Source organism: Bacillus sp. R86525, from assembly GCF_042466195.1.
In the GTDB taxonomy this organism is placed as follows: domain Bacteria; phylum Bacillota; class Bacilli; order Bacillales; family Bacillaceae_G; genus Bacillus_A; species Bacillus_A nitratireducens.
In genome coordinates, this window is the sequence record NZ_JAXHPX010000007.1 from 1,848,960 (window position 1) to 1,865,650 (window position 16,691).

General features: G+C 33.3%; 16 protein-coding genes. 15 read left to right on the forward strand and 1 reads right to left on the reverse strand.

Annotated features, from left to right (window positions below):
- Positions 1 to 13 precede the first annotated feature (13 nt).
- The 15 genes from SJY24_RS12135 (at position 14) to SJY24_RS12205 (ending at position 15,903) form a co-directional block, all read left to right on the forward strand.
- Positions 14 to 1,552: a lipopolysaccharide biosynthesis protein gene (locus tag SJY24_RS12135; RefSeq protein ID WP_377864788.1), complete on the forward strand. Its 1,539-nt coding sequence runs from the start codon at positions 14 to 16 to the stop codon at positions 1,550 to 1,552.
- A gap of 262 nt (positions 1,553 to 1,814) precedes the next feature.
- Entirely contained in the window at positions 1,815 to 4,145 is a 2,331-nt protein-coding gene (locus tag SJY24_RS12140; protein ID WP_377864789.1) for a right-handed parallel beta-helix repeat-containing protein, read from the forward strand.
- Between the two features lie 238 nt (positions 4,146 to 4,383).
- Positions 4,384 to 4,998, forward strand: coding sequence for a sugar transferase (locus SJY24_RS12145; protein WP_377864791.1), 615 nt, complete (start codon positions 4,384 to 4,386; stop codon positions 4,996 to 4,998).
- Positions 4,995 to 5,627 (forward strand): acetyltransferase, encoded by a 633-nt coding sequence (locus SJY24_RS12150; RefSeq protein WP_377864792.1) that lies wholly within the window; start codon positions 4,995 to 4,997, stop codon positions 5,625 to 5,627. The genes SJY24_RS12145 and SJY24_RS12150 overlap by 4 nt, the downstream gene beginning before the upstream one ends.
- A 16-nt stretch (positions 5,628 to 5,643) precedes the next feature.
- Entirely contained in the window at positions 5,644 to 6,804 is a 1,161-nt protein-coding gene (locus tag SJY24_RS12155) for an aminotransferase class I/II-fold pyridoxal phosphate-dependent enzyme (protein WP_113936914.1), read from the forward strand.
- 231 nt (positions 6,805 to 7,035) lie between these two features.
- The gene (locus SJY24_RS12160) at positions 7,036 to 8,976 is read left to right on the forward strand and encodes a lasso peptide isopeptide bond-forming cyclase (RefSeq protein ID WP_377864793.1); all 1,941 of its coding nucleotides are present in this window, start codon (positions 7,036 to 7,038) and stop codon (positions 8,974 to 8,976) included.
- A gap of 14 nt (positions 8,977 to 8,990) precedes the next feature.
- Positions 8,991 to 9,125: a paeninodin family lasso peptide gene (locus SJY24_RS12165; RefSeq protein WP_113936916.1), complete on the forward strand. Its 135-nt coding sequence runs from the start codon at positions 8,991 to 8,993 to the stop codon at positions 9,123 to 9,125.
- A gap of 136 nt (positions 9,126 to 9,261) precedes the next feature.
- Positions 9,262 to 10,191: a phosphoenolpyruvate carboxykinase (ATP) gene (locus SJY24_RS12170; RefSeq protein ID WP_377864794.1), complete on the forward strand. Its 930-nt coding sequence runs from the start codon at positions 9,262 to 9,264 to the stop codon at positions 10,189 to 10,191.
- Entirely contained in the window at positions 10,192 to 10,488 is a 297-nt protein-coding gene (locus SJY24_RS12175) for a lasso peptide biosynthesis PqqD family chaperone (RefSeq protein ID WP_181777913.1), read from the forward strand.
- A 47-nt stretch (positions 10,489 to 10,535) separates the two neighbouring features.
- Positions 10,536 to 11,021, forward strand: a complete 486-nt coding sequence (locus tag SJY24_RS12180; RefSeq protein WP_113936918.1) for a lasso peptide biosynthesis B2 protein — start codon at positions 10,536 to 10,538, stop codon at positions 11,019 to 11,021.
- The gene (locus SJY24_RS12185) at positions 11,014 to 12,201 is read left to right on the forward strand and encodes a nucleotidyltransferase domain-containing protein (RefSeq protein WP_377864795.1); all 1,188 of its coding nucleotides are present in this window, start codon (positions 11,014 to 11,016) and stop codon (positions 12,199 to 12,201) included. Before SJY24_RS12180 ends, SJY24_RS12185 begins: the two co-directional genes overlap by 8 nt.
- Positions 12,202 to 12,212: 11 nt before the next feature.
- Entirely contained in the window at positions 12,213 to 14,012 is a 1,800-nt protein-coding gene (locus SJY24_RS12190) for an ABC transporter ATP-binding protein (RefSeq protein ID WP_377864796.1), read from the forward strand.
- A 228-nt stretch (positions 14,013 to 14,240) separates the two neighbouring features.
- Positions 14,241 to 14,564, forward strand: coding sequence for a PadR family transcriptional regulator (locus SJY24_RS12195; protein ID WP_001102620.1), 324 nt, complete (start codon positions 14,241 to 14,243; stop codon positions 14,562 to 14,564).
- Positions 14,557 to 15,099 (forward strand): DUF1700 domain-containing protein, encoded by a 543-nt coding sequence (locus SJY24_RS12200; RefSeq protein ID WP_377864797.1) that lies wholly within the window; start codon positions 14,557 to 14,559, stop codon positions 15,097 to 15,099. Before SJY24_RS12195 ends, SJY24_RS12200 begins: the two co-directional genes overlap by 8 nt.
- Positions 15,100 to 15,903: a DUF4097 family beta strand repeat-containing protein gene (locus SJY24_RS12205; protein WP_377864798.1), complete on the forward strand. Its 804-nt coding sequence runs from the start codon at positions 15,100 to 15,102 to the stop codon at positions 15,901 to 15,903.
- Positions 15,904 to 16,006: 103 nt separating this feature from the next.
- On the opposite strand, the gene lexA is transcribed toward SJY24_RS12205, so the two are convergent.
- Positions 16,007 to 16,627 carry a transcriptional repressor LexA gene (gene lexA, locus SJY24_RS12210; RefSeq protein WP_128853760.1) on the reverse strand — a complete coding sequence of 207 codons (621 nt, stop codon included), beginning with the start codon at positions 16,625 to 16,627 and terminating at the stop codon, positions 16,007 to 16,009.
- Between the last annotated feature and the right edge of the window lie 64 nt (positions 16,628 to 16,691).

Consider the following 16,691-nt stretch of genomic DNA (forward strand, 5'->3'; position numbering starts at 1 on the left):
AAGGGGATTAATCATGCGAACAATGTATTCAATTAAAAACATAGCAATAAGTATATTTTCTCAAATAGTTATTGTTATTCTAGGTTTTATATCTAGGAAAGTTTTTTTGGATAGTTTAGGAATAGAGTATTTAGGGATAGATGGTTTGTTAATTAATGTATTATCCATGTTAGCGTTAATTGAAGCTGGCATAGGAGCGAGTATAGTATACAATTTGTATAAACCATTGGCAGAAAATAATCAGTATAAAATTATAGCCCTTGTTCAATTATATAAAAAAATTTATCAGATTTTAGCAATCATTATTTTAGTAATAAGTGCTATGATATATCCCTTTTTAAGTTATTTAATGAAAGATGGGGAGTCTATATCGAATGTTGCGATAATCTATTCGATATTCGTGGTGAAAAATGTCGTTACCTATTTAAATGCTCACAAGAGGTCTTTAATACAAGCTGATCAAAGAGGGTACATATTGGCTAGGGTGGATCTCTTATTCCAAGTGGTAACTACAATATTTAAAATATTTATACTAATGTACACAAAAAATTATATATTGTATTTAATTATAGAGTTGAGTATATATGTAATTCAAAATGTCGTAAACGGTAGGATTGTGAATAAGAACTATTCTTATATAAAGACAAAAAAGAAGTATTCTATAGATAATGATACGAAAGAAAAATTAATTATAAATGTAAAGGCGATGTTTTTGCATAATATTGGAGGATATATTGTATTTGGAACGGATAATATACTGATTTCATCTTTTGTAGGTCTTGCTACGGTCGGGGTATATTCGAATTATACAATGATAATAAATCAATTAGCAGCTGTAGTAAATCCTATATTAAATGGTATTGAAGCAAGTGTAGGAAATCTAATCGCAACTGAGAATAGTGACAAAAATTATGCAATATTTAAAGTGACTTATTTAGTGAATTTTTGGATTTTTTCTTTTTGTACCATATTTTTATTTAATCTGTTAGAGCCATTTATAGGGTGGTGGCTTGATAAGAAGTATTTATTAAATAACATGGTTTTTGTAGTGATACTCATAAACTTTTATTTAACAGGGATGCGAACCGCGATAGCTATTTTTAAAAATAAAGCGGGATTATTTGTACAAGATAAGTATATTCCATTAGTTGAAGCGATAATCAATTTAAGTTTATCCATTCTATTAGCTAAAATGTTAGGATTGGTAGGTATATTCATAGGAACGGCGATTAGTACAATTACTACGATACTTTGGATTCAGCCTTATATTGTATATAAAAATCTTTTTAAGAAATCAGTTTGGAAGTATTTCACAGCATATGTATTTTATATATTTTTAACTGTCGTGACAGGTTTCATTACTACAAGTATATGTAATTATTTCATAGAAGGTAGTACCTTTATTTCGTTAGTCGGAAAAGGTATGATTTGCTTATTAGTACCAAATGTAATATACATTTTAATTTTTTATAAAAGCACAGAATTTCATTATATAAGAAATATCTTTAGTGTGATGTTTTTACAAATTAAAAAGAAACGAAACGTTATTTAGGTATAAAAAGTATGGATATTATATTGGTTTGAATTATTAAGGAAGTATATTGTTGTTGAAGCCTGTTAGCATGAAATGAAACTTGATATTAATTAGAAAACGTGAATCATTAGCCCTAACATAGCATTTATATAATGCATAGTATTCTATTAAAGGGATACGTATGTAAGCAGAATATAAAATATTTGTCCCTATGCACTGGTATAAGTTTGAATTTTCTGTCAAAATTCAACTTCTATCTTAGTTGGAGGTTATATAAATCATGGCAAAATTTCAAGTGACATGTGTGTTAAAAGGGAATCTTCCTGTGTTAAGCGAGGGAGAATTTTGTTTTTGTATAGATACTTGTGAGTTATTTATTGGGACGAAAAAAGGGAATATAAAAGTATCAACGGAGAATAAGTTTGAGAGGTTAGTAAGTAAACTTAAAAGCAATACATTTGGAAGTTCTAATTCTAGAAAATCACTGATTGGAGAAACAGAATCTGCTAATGTGGTTTCGGGCACGTATTTTCTTGAGTTAGAGAGATGGAATGTTAAAAATGATGGAACGGACGCGGATAATACTTCTAAAGGGATTAATAATGCATTATTATGGGCATTTCAACAAGGATTTATAGAAGTTGTTTTACCCATGGGGACATATTTAATTGATGAAAATACACCAATTGAGCCACAAAGTTTTATGACTTTAAATTTAGGTGGATCAACTTTAAAAATAAGAAGTAATGGATTAGTTAAATATGCAATCGTACGATATCAAAGAAATCAAAAATTTTCTCGGGTTACCAATGGAAGGGTTGAAGGAGATAAAGATACACACGATTATACAACGATTCCTCATACTCATGAATGGGGATATGGGATTGAAGTAGGAAATACGACTCCTGCTGAGGGGAGTAATATGAATTATATTTCAATAGATAATATGGAAATTTTAAATTGTACTGGCGATGGGATAGCAATGGAAAGTACATGGGGGCAAATTGGAGAATATGATTTTGCCAGTACATTTGAAGTGGGGGGGATTAGTGATGTCAATGGTTCCCTAATAGTAGATGATAATAAAATTAGATCCAATTTAAAAATAGATTTACATCATAGTAGCATTATAAAATGGGGATATTTCGGTTTGTATGGAGATGGCTATGGTGGAATTGGTTCAGAAATATATACAGAATTATATGATGTGTTATTTTATAAAGCTGATAATACTTTTGTAACGGCTGCGAATAGAGTAAAGTTTTTTGAAGAAGTGAGTGTTCCAAAAGAAGCAGATTATGCGAAAATAGTTCTTCATCAAGGTACAATACCTACAGAAAACGGTTGTAAAATAACTGTTAGAATTCCAGAATTTTCCCGAAGTGTATTTATCGAAAAATGTAAAATACATGATTGTAGAAGGCTTGGGATAAGTGTATCTGGAGCGAAACAAATTTATATTAGAGATTGTGAAATTTACAAAATGAAAGGTACAGCACCTCAGGGAGCAATAGATATTGAAGATGGATATCGATTAAATCAATATATAAACATTGAGCGTAATAACATATATGATAATCAGGGATATAACGTTGTTGTAGTCGGTGGTAGATATATTAATATCATTCAAAATAAATTAGCTAATAATTCATTAGTAGTAGGTGAAAATGTAGAGAAAGTGATTATAAACAATAATCACTTAAGGGAAGTAAGTTGTGTTTTAAGCGGAGAAGTAACTTTTACGAATAATCAAATGTATGCTACTCGAGTCACGATAGATCAAGGAGATAAGGAAGCGCTTATTGGTAACTGTATTTTCCATAATAGCGCATTGTTAATGGGAAGAGATAAAGCATATTGTATTCAAGTGAACCAATGTGAATTTTTTAGTGATCGAGATTTATTTCATTCTTTTTCACAGTTGGGTTCAATAATTGGTTTTTCAGCAGAACCGCAAACTATATCAAATTGTGTTATTAAAGGAGGGGCTGTAGAGGGTACAAGTTTGACAGGCGTATCACCTGGTATGAAAAATGGATGGAGATTAAATAATATTGCTTTTATAGATACGAAACACCCGCAAGGAATCATTACGAATTTACCACCAGGAGTATATACGGGATGTAAATTTGAGAACAGCGGTACAATATCATTTGTTACAAAAACTCCTCAAGCAGAATATGAATTTAATGGATGTTCATTTAGTTGGGATGCTTATAATCTGTTTACTGTTGAGTCTTCTCAAAGGATAGCGATGCTAAAAGTGAAAAATAGTAATTTTAGAGGTGGAAGATGGGGCTCAGCATTTTTTTTATGGGACATTGGGGGAAGAATAGAATTTAATAATAATGTATTTGAATACCTTAATTCAGAATCGACAGACAGTATAATGAATTTTTGGAATGAAACATTTACGAGTGAGTTTATGTTAATAGAAAATAATATATTTAGGTCAAATAAAAGTATGATAGGCGTGAATGCAAATCAAATTTCATCCTCAATTACTTTGATTTTTAAAGATAATATTGTGGACACAGTAGTTATAAAGTTAAGGGATGAACATATAAAAAAGGATAATTATATTAATGGCGTCTTTGATCCATACATGTAAAGTTATAGAAACTAATGGAGTAACGGGTCCTTTGTAAATAAGCAGTGATATCGCATGGAAATATTCATATAGGCTAGCTATGTTTAAACTATTTGATGAGATAGAATTAATGAAAGATGACGTAATTAAACAAAACAAGGGGCAACTAACTGTAGTTGCCTTTTGTTTTGTTTAATTGCATATAAAGTTTTAAATGGTCCTAGGGGTATTAAACGTAAATGAGTAAGGAGGATAGTACATGAAAAGAATTTTTGATGTATGTATTTCTTTATTGTTATTATTTGTATGTTTGCTTCCTATTCTTGTTATAGCAATCTTAGTTAGGCTGAAAATAGGATCTCCTGTACTGTTTAAGCAACAGCGTCCAGGACTACATGGAAAACCGTTTAATGTTTATAAGTTTCGAACTATGCTAGATAAGAAGGGGAGTGATGGGGAATTACTTCCAGATCAAAATAGATTGACTACTTTTGGGGCAATTCTTAGAAAATATAGTTTAGATGAGTTACCGCAACTGATGAATGTTCTATGGGGTGATTTAAGTTTAGTAGGTCCAAGGCCATTATTGATGGAATACTTACCCCTATATTCTAGTAAACAGGCTAAAAGGCATAATGTAAAACCAGGAATTACGGGATGGGCACAAATAAATGGTAGGAATTTGATTACCTGGGAAGAAAAATTTGAATTGGATGTATGGTATGTGGAGAATCACTCTTTTTTATTAGACTTGAAAATAATTGTACTTACAATATTAAAACTATTTAAAACAGAGGGAATAAATCATGTAGGGCATGTGACAATGGAGAGATTTACTGGAGGGAAAATAGAAATAAAGGGGGAGGGAAAATGAAAATTTTAATAATAGGATGTGGTGGGCATAGCAAGGTTGTGAGGGATATAATCTTATCAAATGAAGGATATGAAATAGTCGGTTATTTAGATGATTTGTACACAGGGATAAATATTGTAGACAATCTTTATTTTGGAGCAATTGCAGATGCAAGGGAAATTATCAATAATTTTAATGATGTAAAGCTCGTGATTGCTATAGGAAATAATAAAATAAGAAGAGAAATTTCAGAAATATTAAATCAACAAAGTAGCATATATGCTACTTTAATTCATAAAACAGCCATTATAAGTTCAAATGCTAATATAGGAAACGGAACGGTAATTATGCCAAATGTGGTTGTTAATGCGGATACGTTCATCGGTAACCATACTATAATAAATACGGGCTCAATAATAGAACATGATAATATAATTGATGATTTTGTTCATATTTCACCACATGCTACACTTACAGGTTCTGTCACTATAGCAGAGGGGGCACATATAGGAGCATCAGCTACTATAATTCCAGGTGTTCAAATTGGTAAGTGGTCTATTGTTGGAGCTGGTTCTGTAGTCATAAATGATTTTCCATCTAATTGTACTGCTGCTGGTATTCCAGCAAAAGTTATTAATGTAGTAAATTAAGAGGAGATGAAGAGTGATGATAAAAAATAAGGAGAAAATCTACCTTTCCTCTCCGCACATGAGTGGAAATGAACAAAAATATATAAAAGATGCTTTTGACTCAAATTGGATTGCGCCTCTAGGCCCAAATGTAGATGGATTTGAAAGAGAGCTTGCTTCTTTTGTAGGAGTTAAAGGTGGGGCTGCGGTTAGTTCAGGTACTGCGGCCATTCATTTAGCTTTACGATTATTAAACGTTCAAGAGGGTGATACAGTGTTTTGTTCAAGTTTCACTTTTGTAGCAAGTGCGAATCCGATTGTTTATTTGGGAGCAGAACCGGTATTTATTGACTCAGAACCGGAAACATGGAATATGTCACCACAAGCTCTAGCACTTGCGTTGCATGATGCTGATAAAGCAGGGAAATTACCTAAGGCTGTCATTCTTGTTCATTTATATGGTCAGAGTGCAAAATTAGATGAAATTCTTTCGCTTTGTAATCATTATGGTGTTCCCATAATTGAGGATGCAGCAGAATCCCTAGGTTCTACATATAAAGGAAAAGCAAGTGGTACATTCGGAAGATTTGGTATTTATTCATTTAATGGAAATAAAATTATTACAACTTCGGGCGGTGGAATGTTAATTTCTGATGATGTGGAAGCGTTAGAAAGAGCGAGATTTTTAGCAACACAAGCAAAGGATCCAGCACCACATTATGAGCATAGTAAGGTAGGGTATAATTATCGAATGAGTAATATATTGGCTGGTATTGGAAGAGGACAATTAGAAGTGTTAGAAGACAGGGTGAGAGCTAGAAGATCTGTATATAAACGTTATTACGAAGAGTTATCTCTCATACCAGGATTTTATTTTATGCCTGAATTAGAAAATACTCGCTCGAATCGATGGCTTACTACATTAACAATTGATGAAAAGGAATCCGGGATCTCTGTTGGGAACTTATTGAGGGATTTAGAGGAAGCAAATATTGAAGCGCGTCCTATGTGGAAGCCATTGCATATACAATCGCTCTTTAAAAGGAAGAAGTATTATCCGCATAGCAAAAATGAAGATGTGTCGCAGTGTCTGTTTCAAAGTGGAATTTGTTTACCTTCAGGATCTAATATGTTAATCGAAGATCAACAACGGGTGATTCAGTGTGTTTTAAATGTAGTGTTAAAGAAAAGCAAATAAAACAACAAATAAGAATGAAATTAGGCATTGTAATTTGTTCTTTATAATGAAAATAAGTGCATGATAATAGTTTTGACATACCCGTAATCTACTGGTTTATAGGACCATATAATGGAGGAAGTGTGAGAATAAATGTTTTTGTTCTTTAAAAAGAATGATATAAGGGTATGTTTAACGAAATAAATATAAAAGCAGTATTTATAGAAATTCCTTATATATTAGGAGGAAAACATGAGCGCAATAACTGGTATTGTTCATCTTACTAATGAACCCGTATTAATTGAGCATGGAAGAAGGATAATGGATTGTTTATATAAATATCCTGCTAATGACATTGGAATTTTCCATAAAGAGAACACATTTTTTGGGTGTCATGCACAATGGATTACACCAGAAGCTATTGGTGAACAGTTACCTTACTATAATGAAACAGCAAAATTAGTGATTACAGCAGATGCAATTATTGATAATCGAAATGAACTATTTGATAGGTTGCAAGTAAATTATAACGAGAGAAAGGTAATACCTGATAGTAAATTAATTTTACTAGCTTATCAAAAGTGGGGAGAAGATGCTCCAAAATATTTAGTCGGTAATTTTGCTTTTATGATTTGGGATGAACGTAATCAAAAATTATTTGGAGCTAGAGATTTTTCAGGAAGTCGAACTCTGTATTATTACTATGATAAGCAACGGGTTGTTTTTTGTACGACGATAAGTCCTTTGTTAACATTACCTTATATACGAAGAGAATTAAACGAACAATGGATTGCTGAGTATTTAGCAATTTCAACAGTAGTTGATACGGTAGATACCTCAATAACACCCTATAAAAAAATAGAACAAATACCTCCAGCTCACAGCATTACAATTGACAGAGGTAAGATAAAGTTAACAAAATATTGTACTTTGGACTTGGGCCAGAAGTTAAAGCTCAAGACAGATGAAGAGTATGTAGAAGCGTTTCAAGAAGTTTTTCAACAGGCTGTAACATCTTGTACACGTACTTATCGTCAAATTGGGGCTCATTTAAGTGGTGGACTAGATTCTGGCGCAGTTGTTAGTTTCGCTGTAAAGGCGTTAAGTACAGAAAATAAACAATTGCATACATTCAGCTATATTCCTTCGGATGATTTTGAAGATTATACTCCTAAGTCTTTAATGCCAGATGAAAGGGCATTTATTCAATCAACTGTCCAATACGTAGGCGGAATTAAAGCGCATTATTTAGATTTTAAAGAGAAAAATTCTTTCTCTGAAATTGATAGTCTATTAGAAATGATGGAGATGCCGTATAAATTTTTCGAAAATTCTTTTTGGTTGAAGGGGATGTATGAGAAAGGACAAGAAGAAAAAGTTGGGGTGCTTTTAAGTGGGGCAAGAGGTAATTTAAGTATATCTTGGGGAGCTGCCTTAGATTATTATGCAATTTTACTGAAAAGAATGAAATGGTTTCGTCTTATTTATGAATTACATCAGTACAGTAAAAATGCAGGTGGGGCTAGATTAAGAAGAATACCCGTTGTTGCAAGAGTAGCATTTCCATTTATTGATCAAATATTTCCGATGGGTGAACCGTATGGAATTCCATCATTCATTAATCAAGAATTTGCAAAGAGAACAGGTGTCTACAATAAACTTGAAAATTATGGAATGGATCAGAAGGGATGGTTTGCTACTACAAATATATATGAACAAAGAATTAGGCATTTTGAAGATGGTTTCCATTGGAATGCTACTAGTACATTAGGAAGTAAATTATCTTTACATTATTCGTTATGGACACGTGACCCTACTAATGATATACGTGTAATTCGTTTTTGCTTATCCGTTCCAGAGAAACAATTTGTTCAAAATGGAATGGACCGAGCGCTTATTAGAAGAGCTACTGAAAAGTATTTACCTGATAAAGTTAGATTGAATCAACGAATTCGTGGTGTCCAAGGAGCTGATTGGCTTCATCGAATGATTCCACATTGGGATATGGTTATAGAAGAGTTACAGCAGCTTAGTGAAGATGAAAGAATTTTAGAATTTATAGATGGCAAGATAATTAAGGGAGCGTTAACTGAAGTTAGCAAAGGTGTTCGACCAGAGTATGCAACGGATCCGAATTATAAGATATTAATGCGTTGTTTAATATTATATAGATTTATGAAAAAATTTGTTTGAAAGGAGGTGATAATATGAAAAAAGAATGGAAAACACCTGTATTAGAAGTGCTTGATGTGAATATGACAATGCTTGATCCGAAAAATGGAAGACATCTTGATCATACTTATGAGGCAGGAACAGATCGAGATGATTTAACTTGGAGTTAGGTGAAAAGAGTTTTTTATTGAGTGTATTTAGTTATTCGAATCTACTTAGATTTTATATGACCGGTTGTTGTTAAAAAACCCTTATATGAAAAAATATAAGGGTTTTTAACATAAAACTAAATAGGAGGTGAAAAGGATGCTAATAATTCAGAAGGAAACGGTGTATCAAGCCTTTGGTTTGTCGGTTGTTAGTGATATTCCTCTACCAGAATTACCTTATGCGAATAATAAACTAGACAAAATAGATGTAGAAATAAAAATAGAAGATCTATCAAAAATTTGGTTTGACTTATCAGATAAACAAAGGACTTTTATAGTCGATGAAAACAGAGTTATGTTTCAGGTTCCTAATGTAGTAATTTTTTCGATACAAGGTGGAAAGACGATAACTGTTTCACCTTTGGAAAAGTATGAAGAAGATATGATTCGACTTTGGATTCTTGGAACTTGTATGGGTGCAATACTAATGCAAAGAAAGATTTTTCCATTGCATGGTAGTGCAGTGGTGATTAACGGAAAAGCATATGCATTCATAGGAGATTCAGGTGCAGGAAAGTCTACATTAGCGTCAGGGTTTATAAAAGAAGGATATCAGTTTTTAAGTGATGATGTGATTGCAGTATCTTTTTCGCAAGAAACATATGCGCCGATAGTTATCCCTTCTTATCCTCAACAGAAGTTATGGCAGGATAGTTTGACCAACTTTGGAATGGAAATAGGAAAGTATCAATCCATATGTGGTCGAGAGAAGAAATATAGTGTTCCAGTTACCTCTCAATACTTTAGTGAAATATTGCCTTTGGCAGGTATATTTGAATTGGTGAAAACGGAAAGTGAGGAAATAGAGGTCCAAAAAATTGAAAATCTGGAGCGTTTTTATGCTTTATTCCGACATACTTTTCGCAACTTTCTTATTCATGATTTAGGGCTAACGGAATGGCACTTTAACAAATCAGCAGATATTTTAAGTAAAGTTAATATGTATCAGTTGTGTAGACCGATTTCTAGATTCAGTGCACCGAAACTAGTTGATATCATAATAAATACTATAAACAAAGGAGAATGAGTGATTATGGAAAAACAAGGTATCTCATTAAATCAATTCATTACACAAGTTCAAGGGAATATAGTAAGCGATATGAACGGGGAGAAAGTAATGTTAAGTATACGGAATGGTAAATATTACAATTTAGGTGAGTTAGGAGGGGTTATATGGGGATTAATTGAGAAACCACTAGCAGTTACTCAATTGGTTAAGGAATTAACATTAGAATATGAGGTAGAACAATCGAAATGTGAGAAAGAAGTGGTATCTTATTTGGAGATTTTATTAGAGGAAGGGTTAATTGAGGTCAGTAAATAAGTTTAGTGTATTCTTTTATTTTCGAAAAGAAGTAGGAGGATATGGAAATGGAAATGTTGAGAAAAGTAGGGGCTTTTATTTCATTAGATAGGCAGGTAATGTTTTTATTTGCAGAGGCATGTGTGTATTTAGGATGGGCACGGATTTTAAAGGTAATGCCATTCTCTAAAGTTTCATCGGCCTTAGGTATTCATATGGAAGAAACACCTTTAAGTTATATAGAATTTAATAAACCAATAATCGGGAGAGTTTCTGAGGCTATACAAATTGTGAGCCAGCATACTTTATGGGACAGTATGTGTTTTGAGAAATCGATAGCCGCAATGAAAATGTTAGAGAGGCGACGAATAGAAAGTACTTTATATTTTGGAACTGCAAAGGATAAGGATGGAAAGCTGGTCGCTCATGCGTGGTTACGTAGTGGTCCTTTTTATATTACTGGAATGGAAAGTATGGATCAATTTACTGTTGTTAGTACATTTGCAAAGAAAATAGATGAGAAGAATCCAAAAAAAGGAGACTACGATGCATAAGAGTTTCTGTCTAGACACAGATGATTTTTCTAAGGAGTTAAAATTGCTTTTGGAGATTTTGAAAATGGAAGATGGTGATGATGGATTTCAAAATCGAAGTGAATGGCTGCTGGATATTGATTGGCATGAGTTTGTTGCACTTGCAATGCATCACCGTGTTTACCCAAGCATATATTCGAAATTAAAAGGCATGGGAGAAGAACGGATACCTGATTGTGTAGTGGAATTGTTGTACCAACAGTTTAAAAAGAATACTTTTCAAATGCTGTATTTGAGTGCTGAAATGGAACGGTTGAGTAAAATGTTTTTTGGAAATGAGATTCGTACACTTTTTTTAAAAGGGCCAATACTTGCGCATGATCTATATGGTGATATTTCTTTACGTACATCTTGTGATCTGGACATTCTTATTCCGATTCAACAGTTAGAAAAAGTGGAGAAACTCCTTGTGGAAGAAGGTTATGTGAAAGATGAGTACATTCAAACAATATTAAATGATTGGAAATGGAGACATCATCATGTAACATTTTTTCATCATCAGAAGCATATTAAAGTAGAAATTCATTGGAGATTACACCCTGGCCCTGGGAAAGAACCAAATTTTGAAGCGCTTTGGGAGAGGAAAAGGAAGAGCTTGCTGGGAAGTTATCCTGTTTATATGTTAGGAAGAGAGGATTTATTTTGGTTTCTTGTTTCTCATGGAGCGCGTCATGGTTGGTCTCGATTACGTTGGTTAGTTGATATTCATCAGATGTTAAAGCAAGATCTCAATCGGCCAGTTATTAAAAAGTTATTTAAAAAATATCAAAATGAGAATGTGGGAGGACAAGCGTTAATTTTAGTTAGCGAACTTTTAAATGCCATAACTACCGAGGAAATGATAGGGTTGATGAATCGGAGTCGTACGAAGCGGTTAGCGAAAGGAGCATTGTTTTATTTGAAGCAAAAGATAAACTTGCATACACCTCCTGTTCCGGATGATGTAGCAGAATATCACAGTCGACATCTATTTTTGCTAATGTCAAATAGGCAAAGGGTTGTATTTATGATAAGTCATTTTTATCCCTATCCAATTGATGCAAAGACGTTACCGTTACCAAAGTCACTTCATTTTCTATACTTTCCTTTACGACCCATTTTATGTGCTTGGAGAAAAACGAAAAAATATGTATTCTCATAGGAGGATAAAAATTGAACTACCTCTTATATTTTATGAAAAAATTACATTCTTTTGCTGGGAAAAAATTATATATAAATTTATTAGGGATGACAGTAGTGAGTCTTTTGGAAGGAATGGGGATACTTTTATTGATTCCAATGATAAGTGTAAGTGGAGTTGTAAACATGAAAAGTGATTCGAGTTCCTTTATGGAGATGTTTAGTTTTTTTCATAATATCCCTGGAACAATAAGTTTACTACTCATCTTAGGTATCTATATTTTTCTAGTAGTTTTTCAAGCGTTTCTACAACAACATTTGAGTCTTCAAAATATGAAGATTATTATTCGCTTTACAAATTATATAAGATTAGAAACGTATAGTTCTCTACTAAAAGTGAATTGGGAATTCTTTGTGAAAAAGAGAAAGTCTGACTTGATTAACTCTTTAACTGAAGAATTAGGAAGAATCATACAAGGGACAAATTTATGTTTTCAAATGTTAACCGCCTTAGTATTTACTTTCATCCAAATTGGTATTGCATTATGGCTCTCTGCAACAATAACGATTTTTGTACTATTTGCGGGTCTAATACTTGCATTTTTGTTGAGAGGTTTTATAAAAAAGTTTAGAGATTTAGGAAATAAAAAGACAGAGATATCCAAAAGTTATCTTGCTGGTATTACAGATCATTTTAACGGGATTAAAGATATTAAGAGTAATACGCTAGAAGAGTCTAGGTATGAATGGTTATATTATTGGTGTCAAAAAATAGAGAGCGAGCAATTGGGGTTTATGAGATTGAAAAATAAATCACAACTTTTTTATAGAGCTGCATCATCTGTTTTAATAGCATTGCTCGTTTTTATATCTGTTAAACTATTTCAATCGCAACCAACCCAATTATTATTAATCATTCTCATTTTTTCCAGATTGTGGCCAAGATTTATGACGATTCAATCAAATTTAGAACAACTAGCTGCAAGTATTCCTGCTTTTAAGTCATTATGGGAGTTGCAAGAGGAATGTAAGGAAGCGATTGAAATACAGGATATACATCAGCACAAACAAATAAAGCCGATTTGTATTGAACAAGGTATTGAGTGTAAGGATGTTCACTTTCGTTATAATAAGCAAGAATCTTTATACGCACTTCAAAATATTAATGTACAAATTCCAATAAATAGTATGACGGCCATTGTGGGGCATTCTGGTGCAGGAAAAAGTACATTAATTGATGTATTAATGGGATTAATCCAGCCAGAAAAAGGTCAAGTGTTAATAGATGGTACTCCCCTTACAACTGATAATTTATTGTCATTAAGGCGGGCTATTAGTTATGTACCACAAGATCCTTTCTTATTTAATGCGAGCATAAGAGATAATTTATTGATGATTGAACCGAATGCAAATGAGGAAGAAATTTGGGATGCATTAAGTTTTGCGGCCGCCGCTGAATTTGTACAAACGCTACCAAATGGGCTTGAAACACTGATTGGAGATCGTGGGGTGAGGCTTTCAGGTGGTGAACGTCAGCGACTTGTACTAGCTCGGGCTATTTTAAGAAGGCCATCGATTTTAGTATTAGATGAAGCTACGAGTGCATTAGATACTGAAAATGAAGTGAAAATCCAATCAGCAATAGAAAGGTTGAAAGGAACAATGACAATTATTGTGATTGCGCATCGTTTATCTACTATACGCAATGCAGATCAAGTCATTGTCTTAGGAAAAGGTGAAATTGTCCAAAAAGGTGAATTTAATCAATTGGCTAAAGAGAGAAAAGGTGTATTTCGAAGTTTGTTAGGGGCACAAATGGAAGTTGGTTCTTAGAAGGGAAAGAGTGAATGAATTTTTGTATTCATACAGTTCGAATCGAATAAAAGCCCGAGTAATGGTCAGTTATAACAAGATCTTATTCGGGCTTTTATTTGTACGTTTTCTACATTTAGGGAGTAAATATAAATGAGTACCTTGCAATGGATAATACTAAGTGGTATATTATGGATATAACGGGTACCGTGTATTGAACAGTACTGGAATGAGAAAGGGGGATTGACCCTGAACGTTCAGTTTAAAAAAGGCGTGTTAGAACTGTGTGTTTTGGCACTTGTGAAACGTAAAGATTGTTACGGTTATGAACTTGTTCAGCAAATCTCAAATAAATTTTTAATATCGGAAGGATCAGTGTATCCTTTATTACGTCGTTTAACGAAAGAAGGGTATTTTCAAACGTATTTAAAGGAATCTACGGAAGGACCGCCTCGTAAATATTATCAACTAACGGAGCAAGGGGAAACGCAACTGAATTTGTTAGTAACAGAGTGGCGCGATTTTGCTAAAGGCGTTCAAGAAATTATTGAAGGGGTGGAATGGGATGAGTAAAGAACGGTTTCTTAAAGAATTATCAAGTTATCTTAGGAAGTTACCAGAAGAAGAGAGACAAGATATTTTATTCGATTATGAAGAGCACTTTCAGTTTGGGATAGAAGAGGGGAAAACTGAATCAGAAATAATAAAGGGTCTTGGCTCTCCGAAAGTAATTGCGAAAGACTTACTTGCGATGTATCGATTTGATGAAATGAAAAAAGATCCGTCGACTTCAAATGTGACAAGAGCTGTCATGGCAGCGGTTGGACTTAGTTTGTTTAATTTTATTATTGTGTTAGGCCCGTTAGTTGCAATTATAGCTTTTATATTTTCCTTTTGGGTTGGTGGTATTGCTAGTGTAGTGACACCATTTTTCGTTATTTTAAAAGTGTTTATGGGTACTTTTATATGGTTGGATCTTTTCGTTAGTATAACGTTTGTTGGAGTAGGTTTATTGTTATGTATTGTAGCTTATTATAGTACGAAGTGGTTTAAAAGATTATGCGTACGTTATGTAATATGGAACTTCAAAATGATAAAAGGGGAGTAGATGATGAAAAAAATATTATTAATAGCTATCGCTTGTATCATTATTGGAGTAATAGGGATTTCACAAACATATAAAAAAGCAGTAGAAAATGTAGAGAAAGGGAATAAGGAAGAAATTGTTAAAAACGAAACGCTAAAAAACGTAGAAGTTAAGTTAGATGCTGGAGATGTTGTTGTCCGAGAATCTCCGGATTCCTCTTTTTATGTAAAGCAATCAGGTGATTTACGTAAGCAAGAGATTCATATTGCGGAGGATGGTGACACATTAAAAATTAAAGGGGAAATAGAGAAAGGTGTCTCATTTGATTTTTCATTTTTTACTTTCAATTTTCAAACGCCTACATTGACTATACTTGTGCCTGAACGTTCTTACCAAGAGATAAAAGTGAATTCATCCGCTGGACAAATAGAGATAAGTGATGTGAAAAGTGATCGCGTAAGTGTTGGAACACTCGCTGGAGAAGTAGATTTGAAACATGTAACAGCTAAGAGTGTGGAGGGATCTACAAAAGCTGGTGAGGTGAGCTTTAAAAAAGTAATAGGGAAAGTAACAGTAAAAACGGCCAGCGGGGATGTATATATTATGGATCATGATCCTAAATATGATGTAGAGGCAAGTTCAACTGCTGGAGATGTGGATATTACTTTATTGGAAAAACCACAGGATGCAGTTATAACTGGGCAAACCGCTGCCGGAGATGTGACAATTTTTAAAGAAGAAAATAAAAATGTAACGATTGGTAATGGTAGTAAAAAAATTAGCGGTAAAACAGCTGCTGGAGATGTTACTATTGAAACGCGTTGATAATTAAGGTAATGCATTCTTTTGAATGAACGGAAATCTATCAAAATATAAAAAGAAGATAATGCCCTATATAAATAAGGGGATTATCTTCTTTTTATTATTTTTAATGTAAATCACGATATACGCCAATTACTTTTCCGATAACTGACACTTGTTTTAAAATGATAGGTTCTAGAGAAGAGTTTTCCGGTTGTAGACGGAAGTGGTCTTTTTCTTTGTAGAAACGTTTAACAGTTGCTTCGTTATCTTCTGTTAAAGCAACTACAATTTCACCGTTGTATGCAGACTGTTGCTGGCGAACAACAACTAAATCACCATCAAAGATACCAGCTTCAATCATGCTATCTCCAGAAATGCGTAACATAAACACTTGATCTGCTCCAGCAACAATACTAGCTGGAAGTGGGAAGTGATCTTCTACACTTTCGACTGCTGTAATCGGTAAACCGGCAGTAACCTTTCCGACGATTGGAACTTGAATAACAGATTGTGTTTCTGTTTCCATTCGGTTGTCACCTAAAATTTCAATTGCGCGTGGTTTTGTTGGATCGCGTCGAATATATCCTTTTTCTTCTAGTCGTGATAAATGTCCGTGCACTGTAGAACTAGAAGCGAGGCCGACTGCTTGACCGATTTCACGTACGGAAGGTGGATATCCTTTTTCTTGTACTTTTAGCTTAATAAAGTCGAGAATGTCTTGCTGGCGTTTCGTTAACTTTTCCATGTTTTCTAACACCTCGTTTTCTTTCATTTTTCTTATTATTAAGTATAACATGCGAAAAAACATT

What these genes read in the sequence shown, in the direction of transcription:
- SJY24_RS12135 (WP_377864788.1), top strand. Translation starts at nt 14, where the DNA reads ATGCGAACAATGTATTCAATTAAAAACATAGCAATAAGTATATTTTCT.
- SJY24_RS12140 (WP_377864789.1), top strand. Translation starts at nt 1,815, where the DNA reads ATGGCAAAATTTCAAGTGACATGTGTGTTAAAAGGGAATCTTCCTGTG.
- lexA (WP_128853760.1), bottom strand. Translation starts at nt 16,627, where the DNA reads ATGGAAAAGTTAACGAAACGCCAGCAAGACATTCTCGACTTTATTAAG.
- SJY24_RS12205 (WP_377864798.1), top strand. Translation starts at nt 15,100, where the DNA reads ATGATGAAAAAAATATTATTAATAGCTATCGCTTGTATCATTATTGGA.
- SJY24_RS12150 (WP_377864792.1), top strand. Translation starts at nt 4,995, where the DNA reads ATGAAAATTTTAATAATAGGATGTGGTGGGCATAGCAAGGTTGTGAGG.
- SJY24_RS12160 (WP_377864793.1), top strand. Translation starts at nt 7,036, where the DNA reads ATGAGCGCAATAACTGGTATTGTTCATCTTACTAATGAACCCGTATTA.
- SJY24_RS12145 (WP_377864791.1), top strand. Translation starts at nt 4,384, where the DNA reads ATGAAAAGAATTTTTGATGTATGTATTTCTTTATTGTTATTATTTGTA.
- SJY24_RS12185 (WP_377864795.1), top strand. Translation starts at nt 11,014, where the DNA reads ATGCATAAGAGTTTCTGTCTAGACACAGATGATTTTTCTAAGGAGTTA.
- SJY24_RS12165 (WP_113936916.1), top strand. Translation starts at nt 8,991, where the DNA reads ATGAAAAAAGAATGGAAAACACCTGTATTAGAAGTGCTTGATGTGAAT.
- SJY24_RS12170 (WP_377864794.1), top strand. Translation starts at nt 9,262, where the DNA reads ATGCTAATAATTCAGAAGGAAACGGTGTATCAAGCCTTTGGTTTGTCG.
- SJY24_RS12155 (WP_113936914.1), top strand. Translation starts at nt 5,644, where the DNA reads ATGATAAAAAATAAGGAGAAAATCTACCTTTCCTCTCCGCACATGAGT.
- SJY24_RS12200 (WP_377864797.1), top strand. Translation starts at nt 14,557, where the DNA reads ATGAGTAAAGAACGGTTTCTTAAAGAATTATCAAGTTATCTTAGGAAG.
- SJY24_RS12180 (WP_113936918.1), top strand. Translation starts at nt 10,536, where the DNA reads ATGGAAATGTTGAGAAAAGTAGGGGCTTTTATTTCATTAGATAGGCAG.